Annotated in this window: 14 protein-coding genes; 11 read left to right on the top strand and 3 right to left on the bottom strand. The window is 68.0% G+C overall.

Features of this window, described 5'->3' with window-relative positions; all coding sequences use genetic code 11:
- Nucleotides 1-5: 5 nt before the first annotated feature.
- Nucleotides 6-1,256, bottom strand: a complete 1,251-nt coding sequence (locus BLQ58_RS12490; protein ID WP_092598223.1) for a serine hydrolase domain-containing protein — start codon at nucleotides 1,254-1,256, stop codon at nucleotides 6-8.
- A 45-nt stretch (nucleotides 1,257-1,301) separates the two neighbouring features.
- On the bottom strand, nucleotides 1,302-2,207 hold the full coding sequence (locus tag BLQ58_RS12495) for a DMT family transporter (protein ID WP_092598226.1): 906 nt from the start codon (nucleotides 2,205-2,207) through the stop codon (nucleotides 1,302-1,304).
- Between the two features lie 141 nt (nucleotides 2,208-2,348).
- On the opposite strand from BLQ58_RS12495, the gene BLQ58_RS12500 reads away from it, so the two are divergent.
- The 8 genes from BLQ58_RS12500 (at nucleotide 2,349) to BLQ58_RS12535 (ending at nucleotide 10,901) form a co-directional block, all read left to right on the top strand.
- Nucleotides 2,349-2,786 carry an Lrp/AsnC family transcriptional regulator gene (locus BLQ58_RS12500; protein WP_092598229.1) on the top strand — a complete coding sequence of 146 codons (438 nt, stop codon included), beginning with the start codon at nucleotides 2,349-2,351 and terminating at the stop codon, nucleotides 2,784-2,786.
- Nucleotides 2,787-2,936: 150 nt separating this feature from the next.
- Nucleotides 2,937-4,796 carry a dihydroxy-acid dehydratase gene (gene ilvD, locus BLQ58_RS12505; RefSeq protein ID WP_092598232.1) on the top strand — a complete coding sequence of 620 codons (1,860 nt, stop codon included), beginning with the start codon at nucleotides 2,937-2,939 and terminating at the stop codon, nucleotides 4,794-4,796.
- 263 nt (nucleotides 4,797-5,059) lie between these two features.
- A complete protein-coding gene (locus BLQ58_RS12510; protein ID WP_254775935.1) occupies nucleotides 5,060-5,989 on the top strand; it encodes a tripartite tricarboxylate transporter substrate binding protein in 930 nt (309 codons plus the stop codon).
- A 393-nt stretch (nucleotides 5,990-6,382) separates the two neighbouring features.
- Nucleotides 6,383-7,354 carry a Bug family tripartite tricarboxylate transporter substrate binding protein gene (locus BLQ58_RS12515; RefSeq protein ID WP_254775936.1) on the top strand — a complete coding sequence of 324 codons (972 nt, stop codon included), beginning with the start codon at nucleotides 6,383-6,385 and terminating at the stop codon, nucleotides 7,352-7,354.
- A 9-nt stretch (nucleotides 7,355-7,363) separates the two neighbouring features.
- Nucleotides 7,364-8,638, top strand: a complete 1,275-nt coding sequence (locus BLQ58_RS12520) for a 3-isopropylmalate dehydratase large subunit (protein ID WP_092598242.1) — start codon at nucleotides 7,364-7,366, stop codon at nucleotides 8,636-8,638.
- Entirely contained in the window at nucleotides 8,635-9,153 is a 519-nt protein-coding gene (locus BLQ58_RS12525) for a LeuD/DmdB family oxidoreductase small subunit (RefSeq protein WP_092598245.1), read from the top strand. Before BLQ58_RS12520 ends, BLQ58_RS12525 begins: the two co-directional genes overlap by 4 nt.
- Nucleotides 9,154-9,158: 5 nt before the next feature.
- A complete protein-coding gene (locus tag BLQ58_RS12530) occupies nucleotides 9,159-10,016 on the top strand; it encodes an isocitrate lyase/PEP mutase family protein (protein WP_092598248.1) in 858 nt (285 codons plus the stop codon).
- A gap of 99 nt (nucleotides 10,017-10,115) precedes the next feature.
- Entirely contained in the window at nucleotides 10,116-10,901 is a 786-nt protein-coding gene (locus BLQ58_RS12535; protein ID WP_092598250.1) for a GntR family transcriptional regulator, read from the top strand.
- Here the strand turns inward: BLQ58_RS12535 and BLQ58_RS12540 are convergent, their stop codons facing one another.
- Nucleotides 10,902-11,468 carry a helix-turn-helix domain-containing protein gene (locus tag BLQ58_RS12540; RefSeq protein WP_066741548.1) on the bottom strand — a complete coding sequence of 189 codons (567 nt, stop codon included), beginning with the start codon at nucleotides 11,466-11,468 and terminating at the stop codon, nucleotides 10,902-10,904.
- A gap of 150 nt (nucleotides 11,469-11,618) precedes the next feature.
- Here BLQ58_RS12540 and BLQ58_RS12545 point away from each other — a divergent pair, with 150 nt between their 5' ends.
- Genes BLQ58_RS12545 through BLQ58_RS12555 form a run of 3 tightly spaced genes read left to right on the top strand, consistent with a single transcriptional unit; the run spans nucleotide 11,619 to nucleotide 14,768 of the window.
- The gene (locus tag BLQ58_RS12545) at nucleotides 11,619-12,992 is read left to right on the top strand and encodes an LLM class flavin-dependent oxidoreductase (RefSeq protein WP_092598253.1); all 1,374 of its coding nucleotides are present in this window, start codon (nucleotides 11,619-11,621) and stop codon (nucleotides 12,990-12,992) included.
- An 11-nt stretch (nucleotides 12,993-13,003) separates the two neighbouring features.
- Nucleotides 13,004-13,507 carry a flavin reductase gene (locus BLQ58_RS12550; protein ID WP_092598256.1) on the top strand — a complete coding sequence of 168 codons (504 nt, stop codon included), beginning with the start codon at nucleotides 13,004-13,006 and terminating at the stop codon, nucleotides 13,505-13,507.
- Nucleotide 13,508: 1 nt separating this feature from the next.
- Complete coding sequence (locus BLQ58_RS12555; RefSeq protein ID WP_092598259.1) at nucleotides 13,509-14,768, top strand: MFS transporter; 1,260 nt, start codon at nucleotides 13,509-13,511, stop codon at nucleotides 14,766-14,768.
- The last annotated feature ends 285 nt before the right edge of the window (nucleotides 14,769-15,053 follow it).

Consider the following 15,053-nt stretch of genomic DNA (forward strand, 5'->3'; position numbering starts at 1 on the left):
CCGTGCTAGCGCGGTGCCGGCCCCGTTTCCGTGATCGCGCTGTAGACCAGCGTGCGCAACTGGCGGCGCACCGGGTAGGCCGACGACGGCAGCAGCTGCGTCAGGAACAGGCCGATCAGGTCTTCCTTGGGATCGACCCAGAAGAACGTGCTGGCGGCGCCGCCCCAGAACATGTCGCCCGCACTGCCCGGAATCAGCGTGCTGGCCGGCGCGATGGTGGTGGCGAAGCCCAGGCCGAAGCCCACGCCTTCGTAGGTGGCTTCGCTGAACATTGAGCGCGACAGGCGCGGCAGGTCAACCCCGCCGGGCAGGTGGTTGGCGGTCATCAGCGCCAGTGTCTTGGGGCCGAGCAGCCGTACGCCGTCGAGTTCGCCGCCGTTCAGCAGCATGCGGGCAAAGCGCAGGTAGTCGGCAGCCGTCGATACCAGGCCGCCGCCCCCCGACAGGAATGCGGGCGGCTGCAGGTAGGGGCTGGTCTGCGGATCGTCCTGCAGCATCGGGCGGCGCGGCATGATCACCTTGGAGCCAAGCGCACCGACCGCGTAGCACGCGCAGAACCGGGCGGCCTTGTGCGCCGGCACGTGGAAGCCGGTATCGACCATGCCCAGTGGATCGAAAATCCGCTGTTTCAGGAAGGCATCGAACGGCATGCCGCTAATCTTGCCGACCAGGTAGCCCAGCACGTCGGTGGCCACCGAGTAGTTCCAGGCCTCGCCCGGCGAGAATTCCAGCGGCAGCGTGGCCAGCTTCTCGATCATGTCGTCGAGCGTGCCTTCGGTGGCCAGTTCGCCGATCTTCAGCTTGCGGTAGGCCGCGTCGACGTTGCTGTTCTGCTGGAAGCCGTAGGTCAGGCCCGAGGTATGGCGCAGCAGGTCCACCACCAGCATCGGCCGCGCGGGCGGGCGGGTCTGGAAGCTCTCCATGAAGCCGCCCGCGAACACGCCCAGCTTTTCCCAGGCCGGGATGTACTTGCTGACCGGATCGTCGAGGGCGATCCTGCATTCCTCCACCAGCATCATGATGGCCACCGACGTGATCGGCTTGGTCATCGAATAGATGCGGAAGATGGAATCCTCGGCCAGCGGCACCTGCCGCTCGCGGTCGGCCTGGCCCAGCACCGCATTCAGGGCCAGTTCGCCGCGCCGCCAGACCTGCACCAGTGCGCCGGGCAGCTTGCCGGTGGCGACGTAGGTCTCGTCGATAAAGCGTCCGATCCGGTCCAGTCGATCCCGGGACATCCCCTGCGTCTGCTGCATATCCGCGCCTCCCTGTCAGGTTTGAAGTCGGGGCGCGGGCCGCAGTCAGGCGGAGGGCTTGCGCGCCCCCCACGGCAGCATTCCGCGCCAGGGCCATCCCAGCGTCATGCCCGCGGCAGCCAGCAGGATCAATGCCGCCCCGCCGATTTGCGACAGGTGCAGATGATGCCCGAAGGCCAGCCGGTCCACCAGAATGGCCACGATAGGATAAATGAACGACAGGGCGCCTGTCAGGTGCGTGGGCAGCTTCTGGATCGCGCCATACAGCAGGATGTACATCAGCCCGGTATGGACAAAGCCCATGGTCGCCAGCGTGGCCCAGGGCAGGGCGCCGGCCGGCAGGTCGGCGCGCAGCGCCATCGGCAGCAGCATGACGGTGCCCACCAGCACGTGGATCAGCGCGATCAGGTGCGGCGGCACGCCCTTGAGCTGCTTGGCGATCAGCGCCGCCAGCGCGTAGAAGAACGCCGCGCCCAGCGCCAGCCCGATGCCCAGCAGGTAGTTGCCGTGCGCCGCGCCGGCGCCGGGCTTCCCCTGCACGATCAGCAGCATGCCGCCAAACGCCAGCAGCAGCCACGCCACCTTGGCCAGGGTAAGGCGCTCGCCCAGGAACAGCGCGCCCAGCGCCACCAGCATGAACGGCTGGGTGTTGTACACCGCCGTGGCAATCGAGATCGAAGCGCCTTCGTATGCCGAAAACAGTAGCAGCCAGTTAGCGACGATGGCCACCCCGCCGGCCACGGCCAGCAGCGCCTGCCGCAGCGAGATGCCGCCCGGCCGCAGGTAGCCACGCGCGGCGCAGACCGGCACCAGGACCAGCGCGCCGAAGGCGCAGCGCCAGAACACCACCTGGGTGACAGGTCTCCCCGATACCACAACCAGCCAGCCGATGGTGCCCGAGATCACCATCGCCGCCACCATTTCCAGCATGCCCCGCGTTCTGTCGTTCACGGCCGTCTCCCGTTCCTGTGATGGCAACTTTGCCAAATGAGGGTTGCAGTTTAAGGGCTGTGGCCTACAATCCACAGTCGAAAATGCAGGCTGTTCCCACTTTGTTCTGTATTTTGTAAGGTGATTTTCAGGAAATACCTTATGTCTCTCGATGATATCGACCGTCGCATCCTGGCCCTGCTGCAGCAGGACGCCCGCCTGCCCGTAAAAGCCCTGGCCGAGCAGGTCGGCCTGTCGTCGCCAGGCGCGTCCGAGCGGCTGCGCCGGCTTGAGGACCGTGGCGTGATCCGCGGCTTCACGGTCGACGTGGAACCGCGCACGCTAGGGTTTTCGATGCAGGCCATCGTCCGCATCAAGCCCTTGCCGGGCAAGCTGCAGGCGGTGCAGAAGCTGATCGAGGCCATCCCCGAATTCGCCGAATGCGACAAGGTGACCGGCGACGACTGCTTTATCGGCCGGCTGTATTTGCGATCTATCGAGCACCTGGACCATATCCTGGAGCAGATCACCGAGATGGCCGAGACCAGTTCGGCCATCGTGAAGTCGCAACCGGTCAAGCGAAGGCTGCCTCCGCTGTAGCCATGGACCGGCCGCCAGACCGGGCAAGGGCTGTGGGATAATCCCCAGCTTTGCCCGGCGCCCGGCTCACAAGGCCGCCCGCACGGGTTTGTCCTGGCCCTGTCGATCCCCCGTGGGCCGCTGCGTTTGCGTAATTTCCAAGCACCCACAATGCCCACATACCGTTCCAAGACCTCCACCGCCGGCCGCAACATGGCAGGTGCGCGCTCGCTGTGGCGCGCCACCGGCATGAAAGACGAAGACTTCCAGAAGCCGATCATCGCGGTGGTCAATTCGTTTACCCAGTTCGTGCCGGGTCACGTCCACCTGAAGGACCTGGGCCAGCTCGTCGCGCGCGAGATCGAAGCCGCCGGCGGCGTGGCCAAGGAATTCAACACCATCGCCGTTGACGACGGCATCGCCATGGGCCACGACGGCATGCTGTATTCGCTGCCGAGCCGCGACATCATCGCGGATTCGGTCGAATACATGGTCAATGCCCACTGCGCCGATGCCATGGTGTGCATCTCGAACTGCGACAAGATCACCCCGGGCATGCTGATGGCCGCCATGCGCCTGAACATCCCGGTGATCTTCGTCTCGGGCGGCCCGATGGAAGCCGGCAAGACGCGCCTGGCCAACCCGGTGACCAAGACCATCGAACTGAAGAAGCTCGACCTGGTGGACGCCATGGTGATGGCCGCCGACCCGTCGTATTCGGACGAGGATGTGGCGCAGGTCGAGCGTTCGGCCTGCCCCACGTGCGGCTCGTGCTCGGGCATGTTCACGGCCAACTCGATGAACTGCCTGACCGAGGCGCTGGGCCTGTCGCTGCCCGGCAACGGCACCGTGGTGGCCACGCACGCCGACCGCGAACAGCTGTTCAAGCGCGCCGGCCAGCGCATCGTCGATCTGGCCCGCATGTACTACGAGCAGAACGACGAGCGCGTGCTGCCGCGTTCGGTGGGCTTCAAGGCGTTCGAGAACGCCATGACGCTGGACATCGCCATGGGCGGGTCCACCAACACCATCCTGCACCTGCTGGCGATTGCGCGTGAAGCCGAGATCGACTTCACGATGGCCGATATCGACCGCATGTCGCGTTCGGTGCCGCAGCTCTGCAAGGTGGCGCCAAACACCAACAAGTACCACATCGAGGACGTGCATCGCGCTGGCGGCATCATGGCCATCCTGGGCGAACTGGACCGCGCCGGCAAGCTGCACACCGACGTGCCGACCGTGCATACGCCCACGCTCAGGGACGCGCTGGACCAGTGGGACATCGTCCGCACGCAGGACGAAGCCGTGCGCACGTTCTACATGGCCGGCCCGGCCGGCATCCCCACGCAGGTGGCGTTCAGCCAGAACACGCGCTGGCTCAGCCTGGACCTGGACCGTGCCGAAGGCTGCATCCGCTCGTACGAGCACGCGTTCTCGAAGGAAGGCGGCCTGGCCGTGCTGACCGGCAATATCGCGCTGGACGGCTGCGTGGTGAAGACCGCGGGCGTGGACGAAAGCATCCTGGTGTTCGAGGGCACGGCCCACGTCACCGAGTCGCAGGACGAGGCGGTCGAGAACATCCTGAACGACAAGGTCAAGGCCGGCGACGTGGTGATCGTGCGCTACGAAGGCCCGAAGGGCGGGCCGGGCATGCAGGAAATGCTGTATCCGACCAGCTACATCAAGTCCAAGGGCCTGGGCAAGGCGTGTGCACTGCTGACGGATGGCCGCTTCTCGGGCGGCACCTCGGGCCTGTCGATCGGGCACTGCTCGCCCGAGGCGGCGGCCGGTGGCGCCATCGGTCTGGTGCGCGACGGCGACAGGATCCGCATCGACATTCCCAACCGCACGATCGACGTGCTGGTGTCGGACGAGGAGCTGGCCACCCGCCGTGCCGAGCAGGATGCCCGTGGCTGGAAGCCGGCCAAGGCGCGTCCGCGCAAGGTGTCGGCCGCGCTCAAGGCCTATGCCAAGCTGGTGATGTCCGCCGACAAGGGCGCCGTGCGCGACCTGTCGCTGCTCGACGACTGATCTGCCGGGCCCGGGCGGCCCGCTCGATCGCGCAACGCCGCGCGCCCCGCCAGTCGGGACGCGCGGCGTTTTTGCATCTGGCCCCGGTTTCAGCCCGTGAAACTTTGATGCGCTGCAGAGTGACACGGCTCGGTCCGGCGCCTATAAGCCTTGTGGCAAGACCGTTTCGCGAATTTCACTCCGCAAAACCTTGGCGATCCAGGAGCGTGCGCATGCCCCCCGTCCGCAAGCTGTTGCTGTCCCTGTCGGTGCTGTCCTTCCCGATGCTGGCCGTCGTGCCCGCCGCCCAGGCGCAGGCGTGGCCGGCCAAGCCGATCCGCATGGTGGTGCCGTATCCGCCCGGCGGGCCCACCGACATCGTGGCGCGCGTGGTGGGGCAGAAGCTGTCCGAGCGGCTGGGCCAGCCTGTCGTCGTCGACAACCGGCCCGGCGCCGGCGGCAATATCGGCGCGGACGCCGTAGCCAAGTCGGCCCCCGATGGCTACACGATGCTGGTGGCCACCACCGCGCACGCCATCAACATGACGCTGTTCGCCAGGCCGGGCTACCACACGCGTACCGACTTTGCACCGGTGTCGATGCTGACCAGCGGCCCGCTGGTGCTGGTGACCGCGCCGTCCACCCCGGTTCACAACGTGGCCGAACTGATCGCGATGGCCAGGGCGAATCCGGGGAAGGTCACGTTTGCCAGCTCGGGTAACGGGCAGTCCACGCACCTGTCGGCCGAACTGTTCGACAGCATGGCCGGCATCCGCATGACCCACGTGCCTTACAAAGGCAGCGCGCCTGCGCTGACCGATGTGATGGCGGGGCAGGCCACGGTGATGTTCGACACCATGCTGTCGGCCATGCCGTTCGTGCGCGACGGCAAGCTGCGCGCGCTGGCCGTGACCGGCGCCGCGCGGTCGCCGGCGGCACCCGATATCCCCACCATGGCACAGGCGGGCCTGCCCGGCTACGAGGCCACCGCGTGGAACGCGTTGCTGTTGCCGGCCGGCACGCCCGCGGCCGTGGTCGACAAGCTTGGTGAGGCCCTCAAGGCCGTGCTGACCCAGGAAGACGTGCGTACGCGCTTCGCCACGCAGGGCTTCACCGCCACGTGGACCTCGCCGGCGGACACCGGCAGGTTCGTCGCCAGCGAGATCGACAAATGGGGCAAGGTGGTGAAGGCGTCGGGTGCGACGATCGACTGAACGCCCGCGCCCCGGACCACACCACGCATACCGCGCGCCCCATCGGCGCAGGCGCCCACTACGCCGCGTTCCGCCTGTCGGTGCCCTGTGCGGGCGCCATGCGGCGGACCCCTGAGCCTGCTGCGACGGCTCTATCCGCCCCGCCTCTGACATTCCTCCTCTGCATTCCGTAGTATTGACTTGCGCCATGTCTGTGTACCATGGCGCGCTTTCGGACGGCGCCGGCGCGGCGTGCGACTGGATGGCCGCCATGCGGGGCCGACAATGTCTGGACATCCGTCGCGCTGACTGGTCCCGTGGATAGGACCAGCTGGTTCCATTGAGTGACCGGGCCATGGGGCATAGAGTCCGCCTGAACCCCACGGGAAGTACAAAGAGGCGGAGACACAGATGTTGATCAGTCGAAGAAAGCTGTTGGCCGGCGCGACGCCGGCCATGTTTGCAACCCTGGCCCCGGTCGGGCACGCGGTGGCGCAGGACAAGCCGATCACGATCGTGGTGGGCAGCCCGGCCGGCGGTACCACCGACGCGCTGGCGCGCCTGATTGCCCGCTCGCTGGGCGACACGCTGCACCGCACGGTGGTGGTGGACAACCGGCCCGGCGCCGGCGGCAATATCGCCGCGCAGTATGTGGCGCGTGCCACGCCGGACGGCAGCACGCTGCTGATGAGCTTTACCGGCCATACCATCAACGCATCGCTCTACAAGAACCTGCCGTTCGATCCGGTCAAGGACTTCACGCCGATCACCATGGTGGCGCGCGTGCCCAGCGTGCTGGTTGCCCGCAAGGGCGTGCCGTTCGACAACACGGCGGGCCTGATCGACTACGCGAAGAAGAACCCCGGCAAGCTCACGTTCGCGATTGGCGCGCAGGGCTCGTCGCTGCATCTGGCCAGCGAGCAGTTCAAGATGGCCACCGGCACCGACATCGTGAACATCCCGTACAAGGGCACCAACCCGGCGCTGACCGACGTGCTCGGCAACAACACCGTGGACCTGATGTTCGCCAGCACGGTGAACGTGCTGCCGCACCTGAAGTCGGGCACGCTGAAGTTCCTGGGCGTCAGCAGCAGGGACGCACTGCCGCAGTTCCCGGGCGTGCCCCCGATCGGCCAGACCGTGAAGGGCTTCGAGTCGTCGGCGTGGTTCGGCCTGTTCGGCCCGGCCAGGCTGCCGCCGGCCATCACGGAGCAGCTCTATCGCGCGGTCAAGGTGGCCGTCGATGACCCGGCCTACAAGACACGCATAGAGACCGAGGCGGCCACGGCCGTCAGCATGACGCCGCAGGCGTTCGGCGCGTTCGTGCGCAGCGACATCCAGCACTGGGCCAGGGTGATCCAGGCGTCTGGTACCAAAGTAGAGTAAGGAATAGCAATGACTGGCCAGACATTGGCGCAGAAACTGTTGGCCAGGGCCGCGGGCCGGGCCGACGTGGCGCCCGGCGAGATTGTCACGTGTCGCGTGGATCTGGCGATGATGCATGACTCGAGCGGCCCCCGCCGCGTGAAGCCGATGCTGGAGAAGCTCGGCGCGAAGGTGTGGGATCCGGACAAGGTGGTGCTGGTCACCGACCACTACGTGCCCGCGCATGACGACGACAGCCGCAGGATCGTCCAGATCGCGCGCGACTGGGCGCGCGACGAAGGCGTGGCGCGCTTCCACGACATGGAAGGCATCTGCCACGTGGTGGTGCCGCAGAAGGGCTATCTGCGCCCCGGCATGTTCGCGGTGGGCGGCGACAGCCATTCATCCACCGGCGGCGCGTTCGGCGCCTACATGTTCGGCATCGGCGCCACCGAGATGCTGGGTGTGCTGGTGACTGGCGAGATCTGGGTGCGCGTGCCGCACACCATCCGCATGCGCTGGCATGGCCGCCTGGGCGCCGGTGTCTCGGCCAAGGACATGATGCTGCGCATGTGCACGCGCTTCGGCATGGACGGCGGCCAGTACCAGGCCGTGGAGTACACCGGCGACACCGTATCGGCGCTGTCGATGCAGGAACGCATGACGCTGTCGAACATGACCGCCGAACTGGGCGGGCAGGTGGGGCTCATCGCCCCCGACGCCACCACGCGCGACTGGCTGCTGGCCGCCGGCGCCCCGGCCGATGCCATCGATATCCACGGATGGCAGTCGGACGCCGACGCAGCCTGCCTGGCCGTGCATGACTTCGATGCCGCGACGCTGGCGCCGCAGGTGTCGCGCCCGCACACCCCCGCCAACGCCGACGACGTGGATGTCTTCGGCGGCGTGGGTATCGACATCGCCTATATCGGCGCCTGCACCGGCGCCAAGCTCGATGACCTGCGCATGGCGGCGCAGGTGCTGCGCGGCAAGCGCGTGGCACGGGGAACGCGCCTGCTGGTGGCGCCGGCCAGTGCCGCAGACCAGCAGCGCGCCGCGCGGGAAGGCACGCTGGCCGCGCTGACCGATGCCGGCGCGGAGCTGCTGCCGAACGCCTGTGGCGCCTGCGCGGGCTACGGCGAACACCGGTTTGGCGAAGACACCGTGGTGATCAGCGCCACGGCCCGCAATTTCAAGGGCCGCATGGGCGCGGCCTCTTCGCAGGTCTACCTCGGCTCGCCGTACACGGTGGCCGCTTCGGCCATTGCCGGCCGCATTGCCGATCCACGGGAGGTGCTGGCATGAGTCGTTTTTCCGGCCGGGCCTGGGTGTTCGGCGACGATATCAATACCGATTTCCTGGCGCCGGGCGCCTACATGAAGTTTGGCATCGAAGAGATCGCCCGCCATTGCCTGGAAGCCGTGGACCCGTCGTTCGCGGCGCAGGTGCGTCCCGGCGATATCGTCTTCGGCGGACGCAACTTCGGCGCGGGGTCGTCGCGCGAGCAGGCGGTCGAGGTATTGCGCCACCTGGGCGTGGTGGCGGTCGTCGCCCCCTCCTTCGCCGGCCTTTTCTACCGCAATGGATTCAACCTGGGGCTGCCGCTGCTGACCTGCCGGGCGCTGCCGCCGGTGACGCCCGGCCAGCGCGCGGGATGCGACATCGACACGGCCCGGGTCCATATCGAGAACGCGCCGGCGCTGCAATGCGAGCCGGTGCCCCCGCATCTGGTGGCCATGATCCGCGATGGCGGACTGGTCCCGCACCTGGCGCGACGGATCGCGTCGGGCCAACTCTCGGTCAAAGAGGAAGTGCAATGACTGCAATGACGCTGAAGCAACGCCTGCAAGGCACCGGCATCGTGACCGCACCGGGCGTGTACGACGCGTTTTCGGCCCTGCTGGTCGAACAGGCCGGTTTCCAGGCCGCCTACCTGTCCGGCGCCAGCATCGCCTACACGCGGCTGGGGCGGCCCGATATCGGCTTCCTGTCGCTGGAAGACGTGGCATCGGTCACGCGCAATATCCGCGAACGTTGCCCCACGCTGCCGCTGATCGTGGACGCCGACACCGGTTTCGGCAATGCGCTGAACGTGATGCAGACCGTGCGTGTGCTGGAACGCGCTGGCGCCACCGCCATCCAGTTCGAAGACCAGTCGATGCCCAAGCGTTGCGGTCATCTGGATGGCAAGTCAGTGATCAGCGCCGCGGAGATGGCCGGCAAGATCCGCGCCGCCTGCGATGCGCGGCGCGACGACAATACGCTGATCATCGCGCGCACCGACGCGGTTGCCGTGGAGGGCATGGAAGCCGCGCTGGCGCGGGCCGAGCAGTACGCCGAAGCCGGTGCCGATGTGCTCTTCGTGGAGGCCCTGCGCAGCCGCGAGGACATGACGGCTGCCATCGCCCGCCTGGGCAGCCGCGCGCCGCTGCTGGCCAACATGGTGGAAGGCGGCAAGACGCCCGTGCTGCCGGCCGCCGAACTGGAGGCAATCGGCTTCCGCATCGTGATCTTCCCGGGGGGCACCGTGCGTGCGCTGAGTTTTGCGCTGCGCGACTACCTGGCCACCCTGCACGCCCACGGCACCACCACGCCGTACCTGGACAGGATGCTGTCGTTCCAGGCGCTCAATGACGTCATCGGCACGCCGGAAATGCTGGCGCTGGGCAAGCAGTACGAGTAACGCAACGCTGCGCGTGCTTGCCTGACCGGGGCGGCACGCGTACCGTGGCGGCATCGCCCCCAGTTTCCCGGCCCGCCCGCCTGATTGCCGCCCAGCCCGATGCTCGATGCCCACGCCCCGCCAACCTCGCTGCCCCGTTTCCAGCAGGTTCGCCTGATCCTGCGGGAGCGCATTCGCGGCGGTCACTATGCAGCCGGCCTGCCGCTGCCCGGCGAACGCCAGCTTGCCGAGGAATTCGGCGTGGCGCGCGTGACGGTGCGCTCGGCCCTGGCGCGATTGCAGGAAGAAGGCCTGGTGGTGCGGTTGCGCGGCAAGGGCACGGTGCCGACCGCGCGGAACGTGCCGCAGCCCGAGACCGCCGTGCAGACCGTGCGAGGCGGCCTGCTCGACAACATCGTCAGCGTCAGCATGCGCACGCGCGTGCAGGTGCTGGAATGGAAGCGCATGGCGGCGCCCGCCGCGGTCAGCGCCGCACTGGCCTTGCCGCCCGGCGCGCCCGTGCTCAAGGTGGTGCGGGTGCGCAAGTTCAAGGCGCAGCCCATTTCCTATACCGAAGTGTTCGTGCCCGACGATCTGGCCGCCGCGCTGGACCGCCATACGCTGCAGGACACGCCGATGCTGGTGGCGATGGAGCAGCATGGCGTCGAAGTGGTCTCGGCCGAGCAGACGCTGGGCGCCGCCGTGGCCGACCTGGACGTGGCACGCATCTTCCGCATCGCGCCTGGCGTACCACTGCTGCGCGTGTCGCGCGTGGCATCCGACGCCAACGGCCGCCCGGTGCAGTTCCTGGTCGGGCTCTACCACCCGGAACGCTATACCTACCAGATGCGGCTGACGCGCGCGGGGGCGTCGACGCGCGTGTGGATCGACGCCGACCAGCCCTGATCAGCGGCGCACCAGCGCCACCACGTAGACGCAGGCGTCCGGGCCGGGATTGATGAACGTGCAGGGCGCGGGCGGCCCCAGCTGCAGGCAGTCGCCGGCGGCGAGCGTGTGCGCCAGCTCGCCTTCCTCGAAGACCAGCGTGCCATCGAGCACCCAGATCTGCTGATGCTGGAACGTGAAGGCCGACGACGGATACGATACCCGCGCGTGGCCGGGCAGCGTCACCTCCACCAGTTCGAGCATGCCGCCATTGCGCGGCGATACCGCACGGCGCGTGTAGCCCGTTTCCGGGTCCTGCCACACCGGCTGCTCAGCGGCGCGGCTCAGGCGCTCGCCAGCCTGCTCGGCCAGCGCCAGCAGCATCGACAGTTGCAGCCCGAACGCGCCTGACAGGCGTCCCAGCACGGTAGCCGTGGGGCTGGCCTCGCCCCGTTCGATCTTGCTGATCATCGCCTTGGACACCCCGGAGCGGTCCGCCAGCTCCGCCAGCGACCAGCCGCGCGATTCGCGCTCGATGCGCACGCGGGCGGAAATGGCGGTGGTGGGGTCGTCGGGCAGGCGGCTCATGGTGGCGAAGGCGCTGGAAGGTGGTCCGATTATAGGAGCGGCATCGCCGGGCGCGGGTTAACCCTCATCCATAAATTCTGACGATGATGCTCGTTCGTCCACTATAGTGGATGACACGCGACTCGCGCCTTTCTCTCAGGAACCGCCCCCATGCCCCGTGAAATCCGCCTGAACGCCTTCGACATGCATTGTGTCGGCCACATCCAGCACGGCATGTGGACGCACCCGCGCGACCAGTCGCACCGCTACGCCGAACTCCAGTACTGGATGGACTACGCGAAGACGCTGGAGCGCGGCCTGTTCGATGGCATCTTCTTTGCCGACGTGGTGGGCGTCTACGACGTCTATGGCGCCAGCCCCGACGCCGCATTGCGGGGCGCGGTGCAGGTGCCGGTCAACGACCCGACGCTGGTGATACCGGCCATGGCGGCCGTGACCCGGCACCTGGGCTTTGGCGTAACCGCCAACCTGACCTACGAGCAACCGTTCCTGTTCGCGCGCCGCATGTCCACGCTGGATCACCTGACCGGCGGGCGTATCGGCTGGAACATCGTCACGGGCTACCTGGACAGCGCGGCGCGGGCCATCGGCATCGACGGGCAGGTGGCGCATGACGACCGCTACGACCTGGCCGACGAGTACATGGCGCTGGTCTACAAGCTCTGGGAAGGCAGCTGGGATGACGGCGCGGTGGTGGCCGACCGCACGGCCGGGGTCTATGCCGATCCCGAAAAAGTGCGCGTGATCCATCATCGCGGCCCGCAGTACAAGGTGGATGCGATGCACCTGTGCGCGCCGTCGCCGCAGCGCACGCCCGTGCTGTACCAGGCCGGATCGTCGACGCGAGGCCGCCGCTTTGCCGCCACGCACGCCGAGTGCGTGTTCGTGAACGGGCAGAAGAAGGAAGGCGTGAGGGAGATCGTCGACGACATCCGCGGGCAGGCCGTGCAGCTGGGCCGGCAGGCCGACGACGTGAAGGTGTTCCTGGGTGCCACGCTGGTGGTGGGACGCACCGATGCCGAGGCGCGCGAGAAGTTCGAGGAATACCGGCGCTACGTCAGTTCCGAGGCCGCGCTGGTGCACGCTGCGGCGTCGCTGGGCATCGACTTCGCGCGTTACGATCTGGACGAGCCGATCGATACCGGCAAGAGCCAGGCCATCGTGTCGAACGTGGAAGCCATGACGCGCAGCGCGGGCCCGCAATGGACGCGCCGCAAGCTGCTTGAACAGATGGTGCTCGGCAGCCGCCAGCCGCCGTGGGTGGGCTCCGCCGCGCATGTGGCAGACCTGCTGATGGCCTGGAGCGAGGACACCGGCGTGGACGGCTTCAACCTGTCGCGCACGGTGGTGCCGGAGTGCTTCGAGGACGTGATCGACCTGGTGGTGCCGCTGCTGCAGGAGCGCGGCGCCTACAAGACCGCGTACCGGCCAGGCACCTATCGCGACAAGCTGTTCGGCACGGCACGCTTGCCAGCCACCCACGCGGCGGCGCAATATCGCGGAACCGGCGCCAATCCGGTATAGACAGACGCATAATGGTAGACAAGACAACTTTTCGCGACGCGATGGCGGGCCTGGGTGCCGCCGTCAACGTCATCACCACGGACGGCGTGGCCGGGCTGGCCGGCTGCACGGCCTCCGCCGTCTGTCCCGTTACCGATGATCCGCCCACCTTGCTGGTCTGCATTAACAGGTCCAGCCGCAACAACGCCGCCATCCGCCAGAACGGCCGGCTCTGCGTGAATGTGCTGGCCGCCGCGCAGCGCGACGTGGCCATGCGCTTCGCCGACAAGGACCTGTCGCTGGACGAGCGGTTTGCCTGCGCGGAGTGGCAGCAGCTGGTCACGGGCGCGCCGGTGCTGCATGGCGCCATCAGCGCGCTCGATTGCGAGATCACGTCGGTGACTGAAGTCGGCACGCATACGGTGTTCTTCTGCGCCGTCAAGGCCGCGCAAAGCGCCAGCGGCCAGGCGGGCCTGATCTACTTCGGGCGCGACTTCCATCCCGTGGGCACCGTCGCACACCCGGCCGCCGCCTGAGATGACGGTACCCACGTCGACGGCCGCGCCTGTGCAGCAGCGCCAGCGCGGCAAGGTGTTCTCGATCGCCATCCTGCTGCTGGCCGAAGTGGCGGCGATGGGCGTGTGGTTCTCTGCGAGCACCGCCGTGGCGCTGATCAAACGCAGCGAGGCCATGTCCGCATTCGACGAGGCGCTGCTGACCAGCGCCGTGCAGTTCGGCTTTGTCGCTGGCACGCTGTTGTCGGCGCTGCTGTCCTTGCCCGACCGCTACGACCTGCGCCGCCTGTTTGCCGGCTCGGCGCTGGTGGCGGCGCTGGCCACGGGCATGCTCGCGTTCATCGCGCCCACCGGCGGCGCGGTGGTGGCGTTGCGCTTCATCACCGGCATGTGCATGGCCGGGGTCTATCCGGTGGGCATGCGGCTGGCGGCAACATGGGCGCGGACCGACCTGGGTTTGCTGATCGGGTTGCTGGTGGGCGCGCTGACGCTCGGGTCGGCCAGTCCGCATCTGGTGGCGGCCTGGCTGACGCCCGCTGCGGGCGGCCCCGACTGGCGCACCATCTACGCCGTGGCGGCGGCCTGCGCGGCCTGCGCGGCGCTGCTGATCGGCCTGGCCGCGATGGGTCCGAATCTCCGGAAGGCCGCGCGCATCGACCCAGCCAAGATCGCGCAGGCCTGGCGCCAGCCCGCAGTGCGCCTGGCCAACCTGGGCTACCTGGGGCATATGTGGGAGCTTTACGCGATGTGGGCGTGGCTGGCGCTGTTCCTGCAGCAGTCGTTTGCCGCACGCGGCATGGACGATGCGCGCGGGCGGGCGGAACTGCTGACCTTTGTGGCAATTGCCATTGGCGCGCTCGGTGCCTGGGCGGGCGGATGGCTGGCGGACCGCGTGGGCCGCACGGCCGTCACCATCGGCGCCATGGCCATCAGCGCAAGCTGCGCGGCGCTGATGGGCTGGCTCGATACGGCACCGATGGCGGTACTGGTGACGGTGGCGCTGGTCTGGGGCGTATCGGTCATCGCCGATTCCGCCCAGTTCTCGGCCAGCGTGACCGAACTGGCCGACCCGTCATCGATCGGCACGCTGCTGACCGCGCAGACATGCGCCGGCTTCCTGCTGACGCTGGCCAGCATCCACCTGGTGCCCCACGTGGTCGAATGGATGGGCTGGCGCGCAGGCTTCGGCATGCTGGCCATCGGCCCGGCACTCGGCTGCGTGGCGATGTGGCGGCTGCGGGGCCATCCCGATGCGCGGAAGCTCGCGGGTGGCCGGCGCTGAAGTGGCGGCACAGGATTGCATCGAAACCTGACTTGCTGGCGCCCAGTTCCATGATCGTCCGCGACAGCGAATAGTGCCGCGGCATCGGCACGGCGAGGGCATTGCGGGATGGGGCCATCAGCCGTTATGGACGAGACCGGCCCGACGCCCCATCGGTACCCGGGCGTTATTCGAAGTCCGCTTCCTCCTGTCGGTCGAAGAAGTCGTCGCGGCAGCGGGGCTGGTACTTTTCGGAACGCTGGGCGCCATCGACATAAAAAAGCCCGGCGCGCGGCCGGGCAAAAA

The organism is Ralstonia sp. 25mfcol4.1, assembly GCF_900104095.1.
Lineage (GTDB): Bacteria > Pseudomonadota > Gammaproteobacteria > Burkholderiales > Burkholderiaceae > Cupriavidus.

Excerpts from the sequence above, each read along its gene's own strand:
- ilvD (WP_092598232.1), top strand. The coding sequence starts at position 2,937 with ATGCCCACATACCGTTCCAAGACCTCCACCGCCGGCCGCAACATGGCA.
- BLQ58_RS12510 (WP_254775935.1), top strand. The coding sequence starts at position 5,060 with ATGCTGGCCGTCGTGCCCGCCGCCCAGGCGCAGGCGTGGCCGGCCAAG.
- BLQ58_RS12535 (WP_092598250.1), top strand. The coding sequence starts at position 10,116 with ATGCTCGATGCCCACGCCCCGCCAACCTCGCTGCCCCGTTTCCAGCAG.
- BLQ58_RS12540 (WP_066741548.1), bottom strand. The coding sequence starts at position 11,468 with ATGAGCCGCCTGCCCGACGACCCCACCACCGCCATTTCCGCCCGCGTG.
- BLQ58_RS12520 (WP_092598242.1), top strand. The coding sequence starts at position 7,364 with ATGACTGGCCAGACATTGGCGCAGAAACTGTTGGCCAGGGCCGCGGGC.
- BLQ58_RS12500 (WP_092598229.1), top strand. The coding sequence starts at position 2,349 with ATGTCTCTCGATGATATCGACCGTCGCATCCTGGCCCTGCTGCAGCAG.
- BLQ58_RS12550 (WP_092598256.1), top strand. The coding sequence starts at position 13,004 with ATGGTAGACAAGACAACTTTTCGCGACGCGATGGCGGGCCTGGGTGCC.
- BLQ58_RS12545 (WP_092598253.1), top strand. The coding sequence starts at position 11,619 with ATGCCCCGTGAAATCCGCCTGAACGCCTTCGACATGCATTGTGTCGGC.
- BLQ58_RS12555 (WP_092598259.1), top strand. The coding sequence starts at position 13,509 with ATGACGGTACCCACGTCGACGGCCGCGCCTGTGCAGCAGCGCCAGCGC.
- BLQ58_RS12525 (WP_092598245.1), top strand. The coding sequence starts at position 8,635 with ATGAGTCGTTTTTCCGGCCGGGCCTGGGTGTTCGGCGACGATATCAAT.
- BLQ58_RS12530 (WP_092598248.1), top strand. The coding sequence starts at position 9,159 with ATGACGCTGAAGCAACGCCTGCAAGGCACCGGCATCGTGACCGCACCG.
- BLQ58_RS12490 (WP_092598223.1), bottom strand. The coding sequence starts at position 1,256 with ATGCAGCAGACGCAGGGGATGTCCCGGGATCGACTGGACCGGATCGGA.